The organism is Phormidium sp. FACHB-592 (assembly GCF_014695795.1).
Classification (GTDB): domain Bacteria; phylum Cyanobacteriota; class Cyanobacteriia; order Leptolyngbyales; family Leptolyngbyaceae; genus Stenomitos.
Genome location: NZ_JACJOZ010000036.1, coordinates 1 through 20790 on the forward strand (window position 1 = coordinate 1; position 20790 = coordinate 20790).

At 46.9% G+C, this 20790-nt stretch carries 21 protein-coding genes and 1 pseudogene; 10 read left to right on the forward strand and 12 right to left on the reverse strand.

Annotated features, from left to right (window positions below; genetic code table 11):
- Positions 1–148: 148 nt before the first annotated feature.
- Positions 149–361: a hypothetical protein gene (locus H6F86_RS09870; protein WP_190448440.1), complete on the reverse strand. Its 213-nt coding sequence runs from the start codon at positions 359–361 to the stop codon at positions 149–151.
- Between the two features lie 202 nt (positions 362–563).
- On the reverse strand, positions 564–908 hold the full coding sequence (locus H6F86_RS09875) for a hypothetical protein (protein ID WP_190448441.1): 345 nt from the start codon (positions 906–908) through the stop codon (positions 564–566).
- Positions 909–1055: 147 nt separating this feature from the next.
- Between H6F86_RS09875 and H6F86_RS09880 the strand changes: the two genes are divergently transcribed.
- The 10 genes from H6F86_RS09880 to H6F86_RS09925 all read left to right on the forward strand — a co-directional run bounded on the left by H6F86_RS09880 (position 1056) and on the right by H6F86_RS09925 (position 11420).
- Positions 1056–1253: a hypothetical protein gene (locus tag H6F86_RS09880; protein WP_190448442.1), complete on the forward strand. Its 198-nt coding sequence runs from the start codon at positions 1056–1058 to the stop codon at positions 1251–1253.
- A 126-nt stretch (positions 1254–1379) separates the two neighbouring features.
- Entirely contained in the window at positions 1380–2000 is a 621-nt protein-coding gene (locus H6F86_RS09885) for an antibiotic biosynthesis monooxygenase (protein ID WP_190448443.1), read from the forward strand.
- A 177-nt stretch (positions 2001–2177) separates the two neighbouring features.
- The gene (locus H6F86_RS09890; RefSeq protein ID WP_190448444.1) at positions 2178–2792 is read left to right on the forward strand and encodes an antibiotic biosynthesis monooxygenase; all 615 of its coding nucleotides are present in this window, start codon (positions 2178–2180) and stop codon (positions 2790–2792) included.
- A 116-nt stretch (positions 2793–2908) separates the two neighbouring features.
- On the forward strand, positions 2909–3250 hold the full coding sequence (locus H6F86_RS09895; RefSeq protein WP_190448445.1) for a DUF2004 domain-containing protein: 342 nt from the start codon (positions 2909–2911) through the stop codon (positions 3248–3250).
- A 1588-nt stretch (positions 3251–4838) separates the two neighbouring features.
- Entirely contained in the window at positions 4839–6698 is a 1860-nt protein-coding gene (locus tag H6F86_RS09900) for a fatty acyl-AMP ligase (protein ID WP_190448446.1), read from the forward strand.
- 48 nt (positions 6699–6746) lie between these two features.
- On the forward strand, positions 6747–8072 hold the full coding sequence (locus tag H6F86_RS09905) for an FAD-dependent oxidoreductase (RefSeq protein ID WP_190448447.1): 1326 nt from the start codon (positions 6747–6749) through the stop codon (positions 8070–8072).
- 78 nt (positions 8073–8150) lie between these two features.
- A complete protein-coding gene (locus tag H6F86_RS09910) occupies positions 8151–9131 on the forward strand; it encodes an acyl-CoA desaturase (RefSeq protein WP_190448448.1) in 981 nt (326 codons plus the stop codon).
- A gap of 124 nt (positions 9132–9255) precedes the next feature.
- The gene (locus H6F86_RS09915) at positions 9256–9597 is read left to right on the forward strand and encodes an acyl carrier protein (RefSeq protein WP_199305190.1); all 342 of its coding nucleotides are present in this window, start codon (positions 9256–9258) and stop codon (positions 9595–9597) included.
- A 74-nt stretch (positions 9598–9671) separates the two neighbouring features.
- Positions 9672–10592 carry a cyclopropane-fatty-acyl-phospholipid synthase family protein gene (locus H6F86_RS09920; protein WP_190448449.1) on the forward strand — a complete coding sequence of 307 codons (921 nt, stop codon included), beginning with the start codon at positions 9672–9674 and terminating at the stop codon, positions 10590–10592.
- A 336-nt stretch (positions 10593–10928) separates the two neighbouring features.
- Positions 10929–11420 (forward strand): thioesterase family protein, encoded by a 492-nt coding sequence (locus H6F86_RS09925; protein ID WP_190448450.1) that lies wholly within the window; start codon positions 10929–10931, stop codon positions 11418–11420.
- Positions 11421–11666: 246 nt separating this feature from the next.
- Here H6F86_RS09925 and H6F86_RS32170 read toward each other — a convergent pair whose 3' ends face one another.
- The 10 genes and pseudogenes from H6F86_RS32170 to H6F86_RS09975 form a co-directional block, all read right to left on the reverse strand.
- On the reverse strand, positions 11667–13112 hold the full coding sequence (locus tag H6F86_RS32170; RefSeq protein ID WP_242033454.1) for a reverse transcriptase domain-containing protein: 1446 nt from the start codon (positions 13110–13112) through the stop codon (positions 11667–11669).
- A gap of 13 nt (positions 13113–13125) precedes the next feature.
- Positions 13126–13683: pseudogene (locus tag H6F86_RS33115) on the reverse strand (reverse transcriptase/maturase family protein); the annotation flags it as partial.
- A gap of 21 nt (positions 13684–13704) precedes the next feature.
- The gene (locus H6F86_RS33120) at positions 13705–14124 is read right to left on the reverse strand and encodes a reverse transcriptase N-terminal domain-containing protein (RefSeq protein ID WP_347240111.1); all 420 of its coding nucleotides are present in this window, start codon (positions 14122–14124) and stop codon (positions 13705–13707) included.
- The gene (locus tag H6F86_RS09945) at positions 14121–14264 is read right to left on the reverse strand and encodes a hypothetical protein (protein WP_190448451.1); all 144 of its coding nucleotides are present in this window, start codon (positions 14262–14264) and stop codon (positions 14121–14123) included. The genes H6F86_RS33120 and H6F86_RS09945 overlap by 4 nt, the downstream gene beginning before the upstream one ends.
- A gap of 27 nt (positions 14265–14291) precedes the next feature.
- Entirely contained in the window at positions 14292–14444 is a 153-nt protein-coding gene (locus tag H6F86_RS09950; RefSeq protein ID WP_190448452.1) for a hypothetical protein, read from the reverse strand.
- A 938-nt stretch (positions 14445–15382) separates the two neighbouring features.
- A complete protein-coding gene (locus tag H6F86_RS09955) occupies positions 15383–16681 on the reverse strand; it encodes a response regulator (RefSeq protein ID WP_190448453.1) in 1299 nt (432 codons plus the stop codon).
- A 2-nt stretch (positions 16682–16683) separates the two neighbouring features.
- The gene (locus H6F86_RS09960; RefSeq protein WP_190448454.1) at positions 16684–18939 is read right to left on the reverse strand and encodes an ATP-binding protein; all 2256 of its coding nucleotides are present in this window, start codon (positions 18937–18939) and stop codon (positions 16684–16686) included.
- Positions 18936–19895: a phosphate/phosphite/phosphonate ABC transporter substrate-binding protein gene (gene phnD / locus H6F86_RS09965; protein WP_190448455.1), complete on the reverse strand. Its 960-nt coding sequence runs from the start codon at positions 19893–19895 to the stop codon at positions 18936–18938. Before phnD ends, H6F86_RS09960 begins: the two co-directional genes overlap by 4 nt.
- Before the next feature lie 154 nt (positions 19896–20049).
- Positions 20050–20214, reverse strand: coding sequence for a hypothetical protein (locus H6F86_RS09970; RefSeq protein WP_347240112.1), 165 nt, complete (start codon positions 20212–20214; stop codon positions 20050–20052).
- Positions 20215–20375: 161 nt separating this feature from the next.
- A complete protein-coding gene (locus H6F86_RS09975; protein ID WP_190448457.1) occupies positions 20376–20606 on the reverse strand; it encodes a hypothetical protein in 231 nt (76 codons plus the stop codon).
- Positions 20607–20790 lie beyond the last annotated feature (184 nt).

A 20790-nucleotide genomic window follows, 5' to 3' on the forward strand; every position in this document is an offset into this window, starting at 1 on the left:
GCAACTTGTGAAAGGGGAGCGCCTTCATAAAATATTTTTTTGTATAAAGAGTAACTAACTTTAGGGTGCCCGCTTCGCTTTTGGTCCGCTCAGTCGTCTTGCTGACCCTGCACAGCCGTTTTGCTGAATCACCCCTCTGACACCGCCGCTAGAAATGGCACGACGCCCGTCGGTTACCAACGTTAAGCTTGGGCGTGCGGTCAAAGTTGTTGACGTTGAAGCTGGCATCGCAAGCAGGCACGAGCGCCAGACGCCCGTTTAATGGGTAGTAAGACGAGGCTTCCAGTGCATCAATCGCGCTACCGTTACCGCCACCCGCAACGAAGTACTGACGACCACTAACGATAGCGATCGGTACCACAAACGTCAGCGTGCCCAGCGCCCCTTGCTTGCCTAAAGCGGGGGAGGCGACACCGACTTGAAACCTTAGTCACTTGGTGGTCTGCACACTTACGATCGCTCTTAGTGATCGCAAGTGTGACCATGCGTACCGGCTACGATGACCTTAAATTCAGGTGTACGGCGGTCAGAGACCGGCACTGCCGCCGCTTGAGGTGCGCGTTTCACTCAGACTGGGACTGGGCTGCCTGATGGCGCAGTGCCGCCTCGCGATTGCGTTGTGCCAGTTTCACTAAATCAACCTGTTGCTGTTCGTCCAACAGCTGCTCGCGCTGCAGAAATTCCGTGAGCACCTGAGCAAGCGCCGCTTCCAGCGGTCGCAGCTGGTCACTTAACCAATGGTGCGTCGTGGCGGCTTCTGGCACTAACACCAAGCAATCTTCCTGGGTGTAGCGGCGAAACTGGCGGACGCGGCGAAACAAATCGACCAGGTGCGCCGGACATTCGCAAGCAATTACCTCGGCGGCTTCACAAATCACTTGCAGTTGCTCGTCGGAAAAATCTGACATTGTAGAATTGACACCACTTTGTACAAGGTCACTCTCTCTAGAGTGCCCGCCGCCTTTGTCTGTCAGTCAGCGAGATGGCTCAAGTTCACCTAGTGAATGTGCCGATCACTAGTGCCTGTGTTGGTACTGCGGTGCCTCTGGTGCAGCGTGGCTAACGCTCCGCTGGTTGTGCCAGTGCTGAGCGAGTCCAGCACTGGCACAACCCCTATCCGTAAGACCGAACTGCAGCAGTTTGGCAATAATATCCATGCAGTGTATGTGATGAGTCGTCCTGTGGCAGCAACGGCATCACACTCCGCTTGCACGCGGACCATATCGAGCTGGTTGGTTGAGAACGAAAGGTGACTAGCGGTGAGTGAAGCAGAGTGTTAACCTGCTTCCTTTCGTTAGGTTGGCAGTGGTGGTCAAGTTAGCGGTTGGTGTTTAACATCAAGTCAGAACAAGCAAACCCACAAAGACTGAGAGGAGCTGATGGTGCAGATTGATCGGTCAAACACTGCGAGCGTCGGGCTAGATTTGTATACAGTTGCAGAGCGGCATCAAGCCGGCTTAGTGGAGGCGATCAAGGAGCAAAGCAAAGCCTGGCAGTCCAACCCCTACTTTGTCTCAGCCAGTGTCCATCAAAGTTTAGATGGCGTTCGAGTCTTCACTTACAGCCAATGGCAACCCAAGTTTGATCATCGCAGTTTGCAGCGTCCCGTAGTGTTCGACGAGTTTTTTCCGCCGGACTCGTTGCAGTTAGAGGTGTCGGCCAGCAAAGCAATCGCGGCAGCAGTGACGATTGTTGCCGGTGATCGGCTGACGCATCTCGCAGAGTTTCGCATGCTGGCTTCGAATCAACCAGAAATGGTGCAGCGGACAACGACGGAACTCGACCGAGCCATGAGCCATTCACCAGGACTGCTCTCAGCGAGTTTTCATCGCAGTTTGGATGGCACCCGCATGTTCAATTACGGCCAATGGGAGAGTCAAGCGGCGTTTGAGGCGATTTTGAAGCAACCGGGTTTTAATCCAGACAAGCCCTACTGGGAAGGATTGGCACGCAATGAGTTTCATTTGTACCATGTCGTACATGTAGAAACAGCCGGCTAACGAGCTGATCGGAGCGGACGGGCAAAGGTGGTCGCTGTTGTAGCAAAGGTTACTTGCAGCCACTTAACCGGCACGCATGCGGCTTACATGGCTAGTTAAGGTATCGTTGAACGTGATTGCTTTTTGTCTTTATTATGTCAGAATGCTTCGTGAAAACAGCAGTCTTGGAGGTTTAAGATGCCAATTGTGAGTAAAGCGAATGGCTTCTTAGCTGAATTTGTCATCTTTCCAGTAGAGCCTGACCAACAAGCAAACTTAGTCGAAAAGGCAGTGCAGAACATTGAAGCTGTTCTGAGGCAGAAGCCAGGCTTTGTCTCTGGCACAGTGTTGCGTAGTCGTGATGGGTTAAGAGTCACAAGCTATACGCAATGGGCGCAGCAAGATGCTTATGTCGCGACTCAGCCCTTCACAGATGTTGCTGTTCCTGATGTTCATCTGTATGAGATTTTTGCTGAAGCACCAGAAGCGAGCGCATTGCACCTCTCGTCCGGCATGGATGGACTGATCAACTTCGGCATCTTTAAGATGAAGCAACCGGAAAATCAGACTCGCTTCATCGAGTTATTTCGTGAGGCGTTAGTCATGGTGTCAGGGCAAGCAGGGTTGCTTTCGACTCACGCTCATCGCAGCTTAGACGGCTGGCGTTGTATTAATTTTGGGCATTGGCAATCGCTGGAAGCATACGCCGCGATGGATGCCAACCGTCCCTTTGCACCGCTCTTTGGCGAGATGCTTGCTCTAGCAAATAACGAGTATCAGAAGACCTTACATGAAGTTGTGTTTACAACTTGAACAGACAAGGTAAACCGCCGCCGAACTACCTCAACGCATACCAACCGCCGAGAGGCTAGTGATGAAAGTTCGAGGTTAGCTGCAGCGGGCAATGGGGAACGTTAGGCGACTTCACCATGAGCAAAGTCAAGAAGGAGAGCGAGCGCCGGACGGCGCTCGCTTTGGCTGCCATCAAACGGTTGTTCGACGACGGTAACGGCAATTCAGGCGTCTCGCTTTTCGCATCTCATCAGCTTGAGGAACGCGACGCGGCGTACTGGAAGAAACATGCCGGGACACCTCGGTCGAGTGTGAAGCAGGTCGTCGATGGACTCAAACTCTGTTCGCACTGGGGAGATGAGGACGAGGGCAGCATCAATACGTTCGACTTCACCCTTCCCGCCGAGGCAACGGACTGCTTGCTATCCGTTCGTTTTGATGAGGACGGGGAAGGTGAGGACATCTCCTTGGAGAGCTGATCGCCAGCCGCCTCACTAGCCAATGCAAGTCTGGCTCCAGCAACACACCCTTGGTTGCTTTTCGTTTGAGCATGCCAGCGCCCACGAATGTGACTGAAAGAGCCTTCCAGTAGCGACATGATCCCAACTTGGAATTGAGCCGACATCAAGGTAAAAAGGTGCCAGATGACCTAGAAGTTTTGTCTAGACTGAGTTTGAGCAAAGCTGTAAGCTGTTGACCTCAAAGCTGCCCTGCTGCTGCCACCCGCAACTAACCAGACCGTTGGCGCACTTGCACGGTTGCTCCGAATGCAACTAATCCAAGGCGATCGCCTCTAGGAGCTTGCTCTTACTTAGGCTGGCACAAAAACATAGTCGCGCTCAGAAGATTGGCAGGCTGCCCATAATGAAATCGTTAAGTAATTAACGTTAGTTCGGGATAAGGAATCGTTAGAAGCTCTGATTTTCCGTGACCTGCTACCACGCTTTAGGTCAAACTTCTGTCAATAAGCCTCACAATTGCAAATACTTGCAGTAGCAGGTCTTATTGAGAGAGGCTTTCTGACTGATTGCTTGGCTTAAGCCAGCTTCAGTAAGGATTTCAGGTTCCGGCTTAACCCGAACTCAGGTTAAGTAATGCTGACGGCTAAGGGTGTGTAATACTTTGGCTGCACAATTTAATAGCAAACGATCTCTAGGGAGTTCGTCATGTGAGACCGGTCTTTTAGAGATAGGACATAGGTATCTAGCACAATGTCAGGTTCATCGATGTTGCAGAAGATGCGAGAGCGCTAATAGAAGGAAGGATACTGCCAATTCGACCAGTGCTGCCCACTTAAGGGTAATTGAAGCATCGCTGCTAGGAGGAGCAATGAGGCTGAAACCATGACAGAGACAGCAATTTAGATTGGTTTGTTTGGGCTAATGCTTTTGGTAGGTCTCAAATTTGCCGCGCTCAAGCAACGAATTGACGCTGTTTCAAGCTGCCGCTTGCTCCTCATAGTCCCTGGTGATAGCCTCGCTGCCAGCACTCCCTTCACAAAAGGCAGCCATTGATAAACTTTCTTGGAAAAGATTCACTAAGGCCCCCATTACAGCTGTGCAAGGCGTAGCTTTGTAGCGTTAGTACTTTCCAAAGAGCGGCTAGAAGCTCTTAGTACAGGCAAACTATTCGTAATCTCCTTCCCTGCAAAGGTTTCAGCCTAATTGCATTCTATGACAGCAACCCTCCAATCACCCCTTTTAAGAACGTCAACCTTCCCCTAAACAATCAACAGTGGGACAGTTCAGCGGACCACGTACCCATTAGGACGATTACTAGAAGCTAGGATCAGCAGACTTTCCAGCTTTAGCGACCAAAATTTCTCCATTACTCAACAAAGGCGGATATCAGAGACATCATCCAATTAGCTCAATTCAAATCTGCCTTTCTTCATCCGCTTGAAAAGACATTACCTCTTAAATTATATTTTTTCTTTATTTGTGAGAAATCTCACTAGATAGTGGGAAATATAGAGAAAAGGTAAGATAAATGGTCCTCCACTGATGGTGTACTTCGTACAAGTAATGGGCTAAATCAGATCATTTCATCTATTCCTAAGCATAAAATATGTCAATCACAGCAATAAAAAGTGACTCACTCTCACTGAATCAGCTTGGGAACTTAGTTGAGCTACTAAAATTTCGAGCATCTCATCAAGCTAATCAAGTTGCCTATACCTTTTTAAATAACGAACAGACAGAGAATCTAACCTACCGAGAGTTAGATCAACAAGCTCAAGCGATCGCGGCTCAACTTGTATTGAAAGTTTTGCCAGGTGATAGAGCTTTACTCCTATACCAACCTGGACTTGAATACATCGCGGCTTTTTTCGGCTGTTTGTATGCAGGAATTATTGCTGTTCCAGCGTATGTACCTCGTCCCAATCGTTCAATGGAACGACTAGAATCAATTTTAATAGATTCACAACCAAAAGTTGCATTGACTACAACTTCTACACTAACAAATCTGGATGGAAGACTTGAGCAATTTCCCACTTTAAGAACGCTTAAATGGATAACTACTGATCATATTGAAGATAGGAGTATAAATATAGATCAGAAGTTAGCTGAGACAAAACACGAATTAGCATTTTTACAGTACACTTCTGGATCGACATCTGCTCCTAAGGGCGTAACGATATCTCACCAGAATTTGCTGCACAACCTGAAATTGATACATCACTGCTTTGGTCACACGACCCATAGCAAAGGAGTGATCTGGTTACCGCCCTATCATGATATGGGGTTAATTGGTGGTATTTTAGCGCCTCTCTACGGAGGGTTTCCAGTCGTGTTAATGTCACCTTTCCTATTTTTACAACGTCCTATTCGTTGGTTAAGAGCAATATCGCAGCACCAAGCAACAACGAGTGGAGGGCCAAACTTTGCCTACGATCTATGCGTCCAAAAAATTAAAACTGAGGATTTAGGCGACTTAGATTTAAGCTCTTGGGAAGTTGCTTTTAATGGTGCTGAGCCAATTAGATCTGATTGTATGAGAAGATTCACAGAAAAGTTTGCACCCTACGGCTTCCGCCATGAATCTTTTTATCCTTGTTATGGGATGGCAGAGGCAACCCTCATCATTTCGGGCGGATCAAAATTAGCAGCACCAGTGATTAAAGCATTTGACCGCATATCGTTAGAACAAAATCAGGTCAAGCGAGCAATCAACTGTAATAGTGAATCACAAGAACTGGTAGGTTGTGGCCAAACCCTGTCTAAACAAGAAATTGTTATTGTCCACCCCAACAAATTAACTCAGTGCGACAACAGTGAAGTTGGAGAAATTTGGGTTCAGGGGTCTAGTGTGGCACAAGGTTATTGGAACCAAACAGAAAACACACAAGAAACATTCAATGCTTATCTGATAAATTCTGGAAAGGGACCTTATCTACGAACGGGCGATCTGGGCTTTATCCAAGATGGGGAGCTATTTGTAACCGGGCGACTGAAGGATATCATTATTATCCGAGGTAGTAACTACTATCCCCAGGACATTGAAAGAACTGTTGAGCAAAGTCATTCAAGTTTGTGCTCCAACGCTAGCGCAGTATTTTCTATTGAGTTAGAGAATGAAGAACGATTAGTTATCGTAGCTGAAGTTGAACGTCGTTACAGTAGAAATTTCAAACAAGCTGTAAATCAGGGCGCTCATGAGAAATGCGAACAAGATTTCAGTTCTCTTCAGAAGAATACAGCGCCAAGTGATGAACAAAGCAAAGATCTATTAACAGTTCTCAATCAATTGGTAGGGGATATTCGCGAGGCAGTTACTCAACAATATAACCTTCAACCCTATGCGATCGCGCTTATCCAGGTTGGGAGTATTCCTAAAACCTCCAGTGGCAAAGTTCAACGTTATGCATGCAAAAGCGCATTTTTAGCAAAAACTCTAAACATTGTCCACATGTATTGTTTGGTTTAGTTTTTCGTACAGCGATCGACAATTTGGAAGTAGCTTTTATTTAGCCATATGAACACAAAGCCGTTTGAAACAAAGGATGCCAAAGGTCTAAATATTGCTGTCATCGGTGCTGGTGCGGCAGGACTGACTGCGGCTTATCTGCTGCAACAAAACCATAACGTGACTATCTTTGAAAAGGATAAGCGTCTTGGAGGTCATGCACATACTTTAGTTGTTGAACAAGGTCCTGACGCAGGAACTCCTTTGGATATTGGTTTTATGGTTCTCAATGATCATAATTATCCAACCATGCACCGATTAATCCATCAATTAGGTGATGTTGAAATCGAGGAAAGTGACATGTCCTTCAGCTATCACTCTGAAGAAAGCAAACTGGAATATGCTTATGCAAACCCTAAAAGTAAGTCTTCTCGGTTGAACAATGGAATAGGTGGGGTGCCTACTAAAGATCAGAAGTTAGATCCAGTAGTCATTAAAATTATTAAGGAGATTTATAAGTTTGGTTGTAAAGCATCTCAAGATCTTGCTGACGGCATTTTAGCCAACCTAACTTTAGGGCAATATTTAGAAGCAGAAGGTTTTTCCACTGACCTTATCAATCTCTATATTATTCCAAGCGCCTCAGCGATTTGGTCCACTGCGCCAAGTCAAATTACTGATTTTCCAGCAGCAACTTTTTTGCACTTCATGAACAATCATGGCATGTTAACAAGAGATCAGATTCCAAAATGGCAATATATCAAGGGTGGTAGTCGGAATTATATCAATACTATTATCAGAAAATTTAAAGGAAGAGTAAAAACCAACTCTCAGGTTGATTCTATTTCTAGAGAATCAGATGGTGTCTATATAAAAGAGAATAGTAATACATATAAATTTGACTATGTTGTGTTTGGAGTTCATGCAGATCAGGTTCTCAATCTGCTTAGTGATCCGTCTGAGGAAGAGATTTGCTTATTGGGAACGTGGAAATATCAATTGAACCGAACTATAGTTCATACTGATATCTCTGTTATGCCTTCCCATAAAGAAGCATGGGCCTCTTGGAATTATACTCAAGAACTAGAAAATAATTTGGATTTTTACTCCGTAACGTACCACTTGAATCGAATACAAAATCATAGACATACTCAGAATCAATACTTTGTCACCTTGAATCGTCGTCAAGAAATTCCTGAGAAGGCTATTTTGCACCAAGTTGATTTCACTCATCCCGTTTACACTTTTGAAGCAGTCAACACTCAGAAAGGGTTAATTCAACTAAATGGTACCCGTAGAACATTTTTTTGTGGAAGCTATCTAGGCTACGGTTTTCATGAAGATGCTATTAAATCGGGCGTTGCAGTAGCTAATCAATTTGACATTTCACTTTAGTTGCGGTTCCTCAACGGAGTTGATCTGATTTTAGATCAGAGTAGAATTCATTGCCAAAACCTTACAAACACTCCCGCCATGTCTAACAATTCTCCAGGTAATCATTCGTCTGAAGCAACTACTCATTCCTCCAAGAAGGTGATCCAAAAAAGCGCCTTAAAAAAGAGTCAACAGTTTCACGCATTTTTGATTACTTTGCTACCTTTATTAGGAACCATTATCGCAGTTTCATTGCTTGGAAAATACAGAATAAGCATCACCGAAATCAGCCTTTTCTTAACAATGTGGATTGCCAGCGGAACTGGTATTACGGTTGGATTTCATCGACTATTTACCCATAGATCGTTCAAGACAAGCAAGGTCATCCAAGTAATTTTGGTAATACTAGGATCAATGGCTGGTCAGGGGCCACTAATTTACTGGGTAGCATTGCACCGTCGTCACCACGAATGTAGTGACCAATTGGGCGATCCCCATTCCCCTCACCAGCAAGAGGCATCTAATCTTAAGATATTTAGGGGATTAGCCTATGCCCATATTCTTTGGATGTTCGACCATGAAATTCCAAATCCCCTTTACTATGCACCAGAACTATTAAGAGACAAAATCCTTTTCAAAGTTAGTCAATTGTATTTTGTCTGGTTCTGCTTAGGACTAGTATTTCCAACAGTCATTGGAGGTTTCATATATCAGTCATTTTCAGGAGCTTTTCTTGGTTTTTTGTGGGGCGGACTGGTGCGGCTATTTTTTGTTGAACATGCAATTTGGAGTGTGAACTCTATTATGCATATCTATGGTGAGCGGCCCTTTCAAACGAATGAAAGAAGTACCAACAATTTATGGTTGGCAATTCCAACATTAGGCGAGTCTTGGCATAACAACCATCATGCTTTTAATAGTTCAGCTTTCTTTGGTATGAAATGGTGGCAGATCGATTGGGGTGGATATGTAATTCGAACGTTAGAGTTCCTAAACCTAGCATGGGATGTTAAAAAATCAACGAAGCAGATGATTGAAAATCGAAGTGCATGGGTACAATCTAAATCAGTTATTAATTGATTTAGGAGCAAGAATGAGTAGGAAAAATTGACAATGGAAAACGCGTCAATGATTGAGGTTAGGAGATTTCTAGAAAAAAAATACCTGTAGGGGTAGATTCTGTAGATATCTTGCAGGCTTCACCATGCAATTCTGGCTAAACCTGTCCCTACTATCGGGTCTCTTCTTTTGGAGAAATCGCCTTAATGCTCATTTCGATAATTTACAATTAGAAACAATGCAGAAGAGTTCAAGAACAGAAAAAGAGATTCAGAATTGGTTGATCTCATATCTCTCAACATCTCTAGGAATTGATTCTACGGAATTAGATATTACTTCCAACCTAGAGAGGTATGGTTTAGATTCACTAGCAGCAGTGGGAATGACTAGTGAATTAGAGGATTGGCTGGGACATGAAGTAGATCCAACAATCACTCATGATTATCCGACTATTGCATCAATCTCGCAGTATTTAGCAAAGCGCTAACTGACCTATGCAATGGGAGAAACCAGTTTCTCAAACTCTGACATCTATACTTCTTATCATTGGAGCGGTCTTTCATGAACCTTACCCACAAATCGACATTAGATACATCTGCTTCCCTAGACATCCTTGATTACCAAGGAGCGTCAGATTGGGCTATTCAGCATCACTATGATGTTAGTAATGACTTTTATAAACTCTGGCTGGATAGAACCATAAGCTATAGTTGTGCATTGTGGTCAGAACACGAAAGTTTTGAATCTTTGGAATCTGCTCAAGTCGGAAAATTAGATTATTTTGTCAAACAAGCACAAGCCAAGGGCGCAAATCACGTTCTAGAAGTTGGCTGCGGATGGGGAGCTATGCTCAAACGTCTAGTTGAGATCTATGGGGTTAAGCAAGTAACGGGCTTAACTTTAAGTCAAGCGCAGCTAGATAACATTGAGTCATTTCAGCATACTGGAATTCAAGCCAGATTAGAAAACTGGTTTAATCATTGTCCAAACGAACTCTACGATTCTATTATCTCGATTGAAGCTTTTGAAGCATTTGTTAAACCAGGATTATCTCAGGTCGAGAAAGTTCATGCTTACCATAAATTTTTTCAATGCTGTCACCAATGGCTAAAACCTTCTGGCTTTTTAACGCTACAAACTATTGCTTATGGCAGCATGTGTGCAAAAGAAATCAAGCCTCTCATTATCAATGAGATTTTCCCAGAATCCGACTTACCACGATTCGTTGAGATTGCGATGGCGATCGAACCACTTTTTGAGATTGTAGCCATCCGCAATGACCGACAAGATTATGTACGAACCTTAAAGGCGTGGTTCAAACGTTTGAAGGCAAATCGGACAGAAGCGGTATGCTTAATTGGAGAGAAACGTGTCATTGATTACGAACAGTATTTGCAGCATTCTATTTTTGGTTTCGCATCTGGAGCACAGAATCTATTACGCATTACTCTCCGTCGTATCGATAAATCATCCCAAAGCTGAACTCGTATTTCTATAGTACATCTGCTAGAGATTGACTTATTTCGATTCTCTATCTAGGAACTACAAAATAACTAGCCATGTAAAAAAGTAGTTTTGACAAAAATATTCTTTGAATAAAATATTAATATGTGGCTTTCAAAGGTATTTGCGAATAAGGCGTTCATAGTACGTAGAAATTCCACTCCTACACCCCGGTTACATTCTATGAAGGATGGCTATAGCCAGTTCTAACAAGAATTATTTGCTTGTGCACAATTGAATAAATCGGCTTCACAAAATAGTAATTTCTTCTCAAGATTTCCGTTCTTGAAGTTAAGAGTTCACTAGAAGGCAAATATGAGCGAACAATTCCAGAAGCAACCATTTGAAATTGAAATAAATTTACCAGTTAGAACTTATGATATTGACTTTGCGGGCATTGTTAACAACATCGTTTATATCCGGTGGTTAGAAGATATGCGCTTGGAAATGTTAGCGCTTCATTTCCCCTTAGACGAACAAATTAAGAATGGAATTGCCCCTATTATTGTGCAAACACGAGTTGACTATAAACAGGCCATTAGAATTCCTGATACTCCTTGTGGCAGGATGTGGATTAAGGCAATAGACTCACTGCGCTGGACTGTTAATGCAGTGATATTGGTTAATGGTAAAGTAGCTGCTCTCGGTGAACAAACAGGTATTTTCGTCAATCTACAAAATGGTAAACCTATCCGTGTACCAAAAGAATTACGAGAAAAGTATCAAGAGTACGATGTATCGCCTTTGTTGAGTAATGGAGAAATTTTGGTCGCTAAGGCTGGAAAGCCTGCTGATCCTAGCTTCTAGTAATCGTCCTAATGGGTACGTGGTCCGCTGAACCGTCCCACTATTGATTGTTTAGGGGAAGGTTGATGTTCTTAAAAGCTTGATTTTGTATTGTTTTGGCTTTCTTCCTGCCGCTAGACCAATCATGGGGTTAAACTCAGCGGAGCAGTCACCCACCCCGCTGGTCTTCAGAACCGTGCTTGAAGTGTTAACCTCACACGGCTCCTCAGTGATCTGGTGCTTGTCATGCATACCTGTTAGACCAGACTATGATGGAGCGCTTGCTCTTTCTAGTCCAGTTTTTGTCACATGGCAGTGTCGATGGAGTAATTGCAGGTTTGTGTAGACATCCTTGCCGCCTTGTGAGCGTGCCAGAATGTGGTCAAGCTCCCATCGGTCTCCATCCTTGAAGAACAGTCCACAAGCTCGGCATTGTCCGTTTTGGTGCTTCAACAGTGTTGCCACTCGTTTCGGCACCTCTGGATGTCTGCCCAATCTGATACTCCAATAAAGCCAGTCGCCGTCATAAGGACTCCGCGTTCCTTGCACCTTGATATGCCGCACGATGGGCGTCTCTCGATGTTTGAGCAGGGGTATCGCTTGTCCGTTGAGTGTGGCGCTAAAGCGCCAATGCTCGCCACTGTTTGTTCTCCAGTAACGGTGAATGGTCCAGTGGCGGGATTTATGCGGATGACGACGGCGTGCCCAAGCCCGCAGTTGCTGAAAGATGAGATGGTCGAGTTTCTCAAAACAGGCTTTGCTGACCACGGAGGCATAATAGTTTGCCCAACCTCGAATGCGAGGATTCAGCTGTCGAATCAAGGCCGCTTGAGGGGCGGCTCGATGGGCCTTGATGATGCAACCGAGCGCGCCACTTTGTTGTTTCAGCTTCGCGGAGCTGGGTTTGATGAGCGTCTTAAAACCAAGTGATTGAGGATGCTTGCCTCTGGTGCCCGCTTTGCCACATTGATATTTGCCAACGTGGAATTGCCGAATCTGCATCCCCAGAAAATCAAAGCCCATTCGTCCCTCATAGGGGTTGAGGGTATGCGTGATATGAGTTTTGCTTGGTTTCAAGGTTAAGCCCATGCCACTGAAGCACTGTTGTAATGCATGCTGACACGCTTGCACTACTGTAATGTCTTCGTGTAACACCACAAAATCATCACAGTAGCAAATGAGCCGTGCAGTCTTGGAAACTTGGCTCACCACTGCCTCCATGCCATGCAAGGCGATATTTGCCAGTAAAGGGGAGCAACATCCCCCTTGTGGCACGCCTTCCTCGGTCGGAAACAGTGCTCCTCTCTCCATCACCCCAGCACTGAGCCAAGCTTGAACTTGTCGTCGTAGTGTGGGAAAAGTCTGGAGTTTTGCCAGCAAAGCAGACTGGTCGATCCGGTCGAAGCATTTTTCTAGATCTGCATCCAAAACGAATTTGGGCTTTTGCCGAATGGCACTAAAAATCGCTTCGATGGCATCATGGCACGAGCGACCTGGTCGAAACCCGTAACTGTTTGGCTCAAATTTTGCCTCCCATTCAGGTTCCAGCCCCAACTTAACCAGCGTCTGCACGCAGCGGTCATGGATGGTCGGAATGCCCAACCCACGCTTCTCCTGGCTGCCGGGCTTGGGAATGAAAACCCGCCGGACAGGTTGGACTCGATGGGCTAGCTGCAATCTACTGACCAGTTTCAGCCGTTGAGACAGAAGCAATTGCTTGACTCCATCAACCAGATTTATATTTGCTCACTCGGTATTGCCGAATGGAGAAACCTAGAAAGTCAACCCCCACCTGTCCATCCACTGGATTCAGGGTATGACAGATGCGGGTCTTACTTGGCTTGAACGCCAGTCCCATCATCTCTAACCACTTGCCCAATAGCTGTTGGGCGTGTTCAATGACCTGTCGTTCCGGATGGATGACCAACAGATCATCGGCATAGCGGATCACCCTTGCCCCTTTGCAATAGCGGGCAATGTAGGTTTCCATGCCATGCAACGCCACATTCGCCAATAAGGGTGACAAACTTCCGCCCTGTGGTACACCTTGCGGCGTTTCACTGTATTGGAAGTTGTCCATTACCCCTGCCCGCAACCAGGCTCGGATTTGTCGAGTGACAAACGGGCTGGCGTTCAGCTTCTTCAACAAGGGTTGTCGCGCAATCGTGTCGAAACACTTTGCCAGATCGGCATCTAAAACCCATTTCGGTTGATGACAAACCTGGAGGTAGATCGCCATGATTGCATCGTGACAGGAGCGCCCTGGACGAAAGCCAAACGAGTGTGGCTCGAACTTGGCTTCCCATTATGGTTCCAACGCTAACTTGAACAGGGTTTGTCTTGCCCTATCCTCTAAAGTTGGAATGTTCAATGGTCTGAGTTCTTCGGTGTTACCCGGTTTAGGAATCCAGACCCGACGCATGGGAGAGGCTTTGCCCCAACCAGACTTGAGACGTTGAGCGAGGGACAGCCGTTGATTCGGTGGAAGCGACTTTAAGCCGTCGATGCCTGCTGTCTTCCTGCCCGCATTGTCTTGCGTCACTCGTCGAACGGCCAGCACTCTCGCTGCCCAAGAGTGAATCAGGAGTCGCTGAAGCCTGCGAACTTTTGCCCGTTGACCACGACCAGTGGCTCGGTAGATTTGCTTTTGCAACTTAAAGACTTTCCGCTCTAACTTGCGCCAGGGGATGGACTTCCATTCATACGTAGTCGTTAACTCGCTCATGACGTGTGCATTGCGACTGGCAACTCTACCTTCCCAATTGTTGGGTCTCCGTCTGCATATCCTTTGGCTTTCCCAAAGGCGTTGGCTTCTGAGACAATCCCGTCTCCCCAACCCATGCGGCTGACTACCTGCTCTGACATCGACCGTTCAGAGAGCGGTCGGGGAGGTTACTTTGTTCCTATCTTCCGTTTTGCGCTGACTGTAGGCTCCCACTCTCCACCGGGTTTCTTGCTGAGTGCTTGCAGGTCAAGCGTCGCAACTGCCTGCCAGTTAGCCTTTCCCTTTTGGGCAAGCCCATAAACCCGCGTAGGCTTGTTCACGATAACGATGGTTCAGACATGGGTTCACTTTCGTTAGCCTTGGTTAGCTCTGCTCGACGGAGTTCTCAGTCGGGTTCTGAGTGACCGCCTTTTAGCCCTGCTTCAAGCGATTGAGAGTCAGTCGCACACTTGAGGGCTACGCTGTTACCCCAGCACTAGGGGAGTTGGAATTGTCCAACCTGGACGCACCACACGAAAGATAAGTTATCAAGGTTCAGAACCCTGACCCCGCTTTAGCTCTAGCCCTTTAGGACTCGATTTGAGCGGGAACAAGTCGCACAGACCCATTCGTGTAAAAGCGAGCCATTCCATCCAAATGAAGTCAATTCGATAACTTCTACTAATGCTCACTTTCTTCGTGGTTAGTTGCCGGATGCGCAGAAGACCAACGCAAGAATGGGGGTTACGCTCGACTTAAATAGCTTAAAACCTATGAAAAAGCTTCTTTTTGCGTGTCATTTAGTCCAAAAGCTGTCCAGTCGGTCTAAGTAGTGGTTTGAGTGCCATAAAAAAAAACTCATCAACTGATTTGCTTGAAACCCTTTCAGCATAGGGGTCTCAAGCAAATGGCTCACTTTTACATGAATCGTTGCCAGACCCCACACTCAGGCGCTACACAGGTTTGAATGAGCCGTCCATCGGCAGCTGTTCAAATGGCTGAATCGCCATAGTCAGCGACGCAGCTTCACCTGGGAGACTTTCAAAAGCTACCTAACAAGGTACCCTCTCCCAAAGCCAAGTCGCCTGATAGCACTTCATGCCGTCTGGTAAATGACCGAATGAAGAGGCTCGTGCGGGAAATCCGCAGGCGGGCTTCTGTAAGGGGGAGTCCTCAACGCTGTATGGCTGAATCATGTGGCACTCTCGATACCGAAAGGCGAGAGCAACAGAGAAAACAAACCATGCCTAAAACATCGAAGGAGCCTCTCTACTCGACCTCAAACCCCCTGTACAGGAATCTGAATCACAAATTCGGCTCCCTCTCCAAGGGTAGAGCAACAGGTTAATTTGCCGCCATGTTTCTCGGTAATGATTTGATGGCTAATGGACATCCCCATTCCAGTCCCTTTACCGACGGGCTTTGTCGTGAAGAAGGGATCGAAAATGCGTTGTTGAATCTCTTGAGGAATGCCAGAACCATTATCCGTGATCGCTACCTGCACCCATTGGTGATCGATCGCAGTTGTCCGAATCGTAATTTGACTCGGCTGGCTCTGGTTCTCTTGATACGTTCGTTTCGCGCTCAGTTCTTCTAAGGCATCAATGGCATTTGCCAGAATGTTCATAAACACCTGGTTCAGCGATCCGGCATAGCATTCGACCAGAGGCAATTGACCATATTCTCGAATGATCTGAATTTCTGGATGTCCAGGTGTGCTTTTGAGGCGATGTTGCAGAATCAGCAGCGTACTATTGATGCCTTCATGGATGTCGACGGTTTTGCAGTCTGCTTCATCCAGTCGGGAGAAATTGCGGAGCGATCGCACAATTTCACAGATGCGGTGAGTGCCGATCTTCATGGATGCAAGCGTTTTGGGTAAATCTTGCCGAATAAATTCTAAATCAAGGTCGGCAACCGTATCCTGAAGCTCGATCGCAGCATTGCCGCTGTGCTGCTGAGATAGCTGCACAAAAGCCAATAAATTGTCGGTATAGTCCTGCACATGCGTAAGATTGCCATGAATAAAATTAACAGGATTGTTGATTTCGTGAGCAACCCCGGCAACCAATTGCCCCAGCACTGCCATCTTTTCTGATTGCACTAACTGCACCTGAGACTGCTGCACTTGTTGCAGTGCTGTTTGGAGTTCGGTAGTGCGTTGTTCAACCTGTTGCTCCAAGGTTTGATGTAGGTAGCGCAATTTTAATTGAGTGGTCACACGGGCAAGCAACTCAGCTTCTTGAAAGGGTTTGGTGACGTAATCCACCGCACCCAGGTTAAAGCCTCTGACTTTATCCGTAGTGTCGGAGAGGGCAGTCATAAAAATCACCGGCATACCGCAGGTGGCGGGAGCAGCCTTGAGACGGCGACAGGTTTCAAAACCATCTATTCCGGGCATCATGACATCTAGCAAAATTAAGTCGGGTTGGCTGATAGTTGCTTGTTTGATAGCGCGTTCTCCATCAGTGGCGATCGCCACCTCAAACCCAGCATCACTCAATACTTCTGCTACCACCTGCAAATTGGCTAAAGTGTCATCGACTACTAAGATTAGCGGGTTATCTTTCTCTTTCATAATTAACCTCTTGTAGGGCAGGTAACGTCATCGAGCCATTGCTGAAGCAACGCTTCTAATTTGGCAACTTGAAAGCCCTTGCTCAGTTCAAGCAGTTGCGTTGTCAGCGGCGTATACTGTGGATTTTGGTATTCCAAGCCCTTTGCAACCTCGGTTAGTTTTTTCAACCGTCCCTGTTGGGCTAACTGAAGCAATTGTTTCAGATCTGCGGCTGGCGGCATGACTAGCGGTATGGTTGCAGTGAGGCTATGCTGTGGTTCAAGACTTGGCGATGGCATCGGTGCATCACCTGAGGCAGTCGATTGGTAAATCCAGGTCAATTGCAAATGTTTGCGGAGCATCTGAAACAAGTCATCTGCTTCTACAGGTTTGGTGAGAAAATCATTCCCTCCTGCATCCAAGCTCTGTTGCTGATCCATACTAGAAACCGAGGCAGAAGAAACAATGACTGGAAGCGGTTTGAGCATCTCAGACTGCCGAATCTGCTGGAGAAACTGGTAGCCATCCATAATCGGCATCATGATATCAGTGATGATCAAATCTGGCTTCATTTGCATCGACTTCGTCAGTCCATCTTGACCGTCCTCTGCTTCAATCACAGTGAAGCCAAGAGGTTCTAACAAGCTGACAATCACTGATCGGTTTTCCCATTTGTCATCTGCGATCAGGATGGCTTTGCGTTCACCTTGATAGCCGACGAGTTGATCGCCAGTGGCGTTGTTGGTCGCCTGTTGCCATTCTGCTGCGATCGGCAGTGCAACATCACAGAAAAAGGTGCTGCCTTCGCCAAGCTGACTCTGTACCTGAATGCGACTACCCATCAATTGGGCAATCGTCTGACTAATGGCTAAACCTAAGCCAGTGCCTTCGGCATTCCGTTTTTGGTTACTGACCTGTTCAAACGGCTGAAAGATTTTTTCTAACGCCTCTGGACTCATACCAATCCCGGTATCACTAATGTGAAAGCGGAGCCTAGCTGTCGATGCCTCAGTCAAGTGTCTCGGCTCCATAGCGGTCTCTTGATCAAGCCGTTCGACCCTAAAGGAGACCTTACCCTGATCAGTAAATTTGACGGCATTACCCAACAAATTCAGCAACACCTGTCGTAAGCGTTTCTCATCGACTTCAACGCCCTGTGGTAGTCCGGCATCCGGCAGATACACAAAGTCAATGCCTTTTTGCTCGGCGCGAAGACTCACAATCTCGGCAACGCCCTGTAACAGCGCGGGCAAATGAACCGTATGCGGAGCTAACTCCAACCGACGGGCTTCAATTTTGGCTATCTCCAAAATGTCATTGATCAGGGTTAATAAGTGCGAACCGCACTGGTAAATAATGTCAATCCCCTTGCGTTCTTTTTCGCCCCAACTTTGGGAGCGACTGAGAATCTGGGCATAACCCAGAATGCCGTTGAGGGGGGTGCGAAGTTCATGGCTCATATTTGCCAAAAATTCGCTCTTTGCTTGGTTTGCCGCATCAGCAACGTTGCGCTCTTGCTCCAACGAAGCATAGGACTGTGCCAGTTGGCTTGCCATCTGGTTAAATTCCTGTGCCAGTTGCTCAATCTCATCGCCTGTGTGAACGTTAAGGCGGTAGTTCCAGTCGCCTTCCCCCAGTTTGGCAGCCCCCAGTTGCAGGGCTTCAATGGAGCGAATCACCGGCAAAAGGGTCAGGGCAAACTGAGCGATAAAAATCAGCAGCACCACCCCAATTAACCCATAGGTCGCCAGGGTCGCGGTTTGTTTGAACTGCTCTGCTGTCTGTTGGGTGGCGGCATCTTGCTGGAGGACTTCGTCTGCCAGGGCATTGAGAAACAGCTTGATGTCGTTTTGAAAGGAATTGATGGCTTTGACATCTTGCTGAGACTGCTGCGGAGAAGATGTAGTCTGGCTTGCCAACTCATCCACTAACCGCACCAAAAACTGGTGGCGGCGACGCACAATATCGGTTTGCGTGGACTCTGGCATGAGGGTTTCCAGGGTCTTCAGTCCCGCTAAAAACTCAGCCTGAGCTTGCTCGTAGACAGCCAAATCAGCACGGCTCCGATTGAGCAAGAGATAGTTTTTTAGGGTTGAGGTTTGTTCTTCCAGAGAAAGCCGCAGGTCTTGAGTTTTGCGAACAGCTTGGTGAGTGCGATCGCGGCTCTGTTCCACCGCTTTTTCAGTTTGCTGGATTAGATGCGTACTGCCTCCCATGACAGCGATCACTAACCCGATGGCGATTGCAGTGGAGCCAATAAAACGGGTGAGAATCTTCATCGTTCGGCAATGGTAATCGATTTCAACCGCTTATGAATCTGCCGAACGGGTTCAAAATCAGCGTCTTTTGCCAGGGTATAGCCTGCTGATTTAGAACCGCTAACATCCACCACACCCACCGGAGCATCGATCAGAGCCTGCTGGAGTTGAGCGATTTCTTGAGGCGCAAATTTGCTGGTATTAATCACAACGGGTCCGGTGGGAATAGGATCAGATTCCCAGATGATTTTGTAATTCGCAGCCGGGAGTTTGCCCTCAGCTTGTACTCGTCTAAAAGAAGATTTATCATCGGCAATCGCATCGACTTCTCCATTCGCCAATGCCGTTTGAGTCTTATCGTGGCTGCCAGCGTAGCGAATGCGAGAAAAGTCTCGCGTTGGGTCAATCCCCTTCGCCTGGAACGCGTTCAAAGGCATCAGAAACCCAGATGTCGATGAGGGACTCACAAAGGCAAAGCGTTTCCCTTTCAAATCTGTGAGTGACTGAATGTCTTTACTAGCATCAGCAACGATCACGCTGGTGTACCAGGGGCGACCGGATGTTGCGTCAATGGGTAAGACGAGTGGGGCAATCTTGGCATTGCGATCGTGAGCTTTGACGTAGGTAAGGGCTGCTAAGTAAGCCATTTCCACTTTTTCTTCAACCAACAGATTTACGGCTGTGGCATAGTCCTTCGCAATTTGAAACTTGACTGGGCGCTTCATGGTCTGCTGAAGATAATCTGCCAGCGGCTGTAATTTTTTCTCTTGTTCTGCGGGGCTTTGCCAGGGAATGACGGCAACATTCAACGTCTCAGTAACAGCCGCTTGAGGAGAAGAGGCAGGGCTGGCTTGAGAATTGGTGTTTGGAGAAGTGGCTGTGCAACTAACGGCGATCGAGCTGAGGGAAAAGAGGAGGATGAAACTCAAAAATTGTTTGCAAGGGCGATCAAGCCGCCTACCAAAAAGCTGTTGCATGAGATTGCTCCTTTGGAATGGGAAGAAAGCTGCATTGAAACTAAACCTTGGCTCCCGCTTAATGTTCCCAGCAAGAGATTTGAGGTCTCATCCAACACTGTTGGCGAAACATTGTTTAATACTCTGCAAGTCCTGCAATCCCGTTGTCCTCTTGTTAAAGCTGATTGAGTTTTGTGGAGCAGGCAACGCTAGCACAGAGGTTCCAGGTATGAAGAAATAATTGTCTCGTCTCGTCGAGCGCTTGTGGATCGGTGAGGCGCTCGACTTGACCATTGACCATGACGCTGCGCCAATGCAATGGATTGTGCACGGCTTCCACTTGTAAGCAAATTTCGGGATTCGCGTCAAGGTCATGAGTCTACGTAAGCGGCGCTTTTAGTACACCCATGCAGTAACTAATCTTGATGCTCCACTGACTCAGCCCTAGCGCGTCCAGCCAGGTCAGCCACTACCCCGATCAACAGTGTCAAGTTGATCAGTTTAGCCAGATGCCGTTGGAACCCAGCCGTGAGCGCCCCTTGCTGCTCGCGCTCGGTCACGTAGGCTAGTAATGGTCGCGGCTGGAATTTGTCCTCCTGCGGCTGCCAGTGAGCGCACTTGACGGATCAGCGTCAGTCCATCTTCATCGGGCATTCCAATGTCAGTCAGAAGGACGTCATATGGCTCGGGAGACTCTATAAGAGCCGCAAGCCCCTCTCTGGCTGCGGTCACTGCAACTAAGAGCGGTTGTCATAAATTCACCAATAGCATTCGTTGCTAAAACTAAGCCATCGGGCTCTTTTTTGCCTTTATATAGCAGCTGTGAGTGAGCAGAAAATGTGGCGTAAGGGGTCAGTATACCTTCAGTCCAGCGTTCTGGCTTGTGATGACCTGGGATCAGCTGTGGTAAAACAGC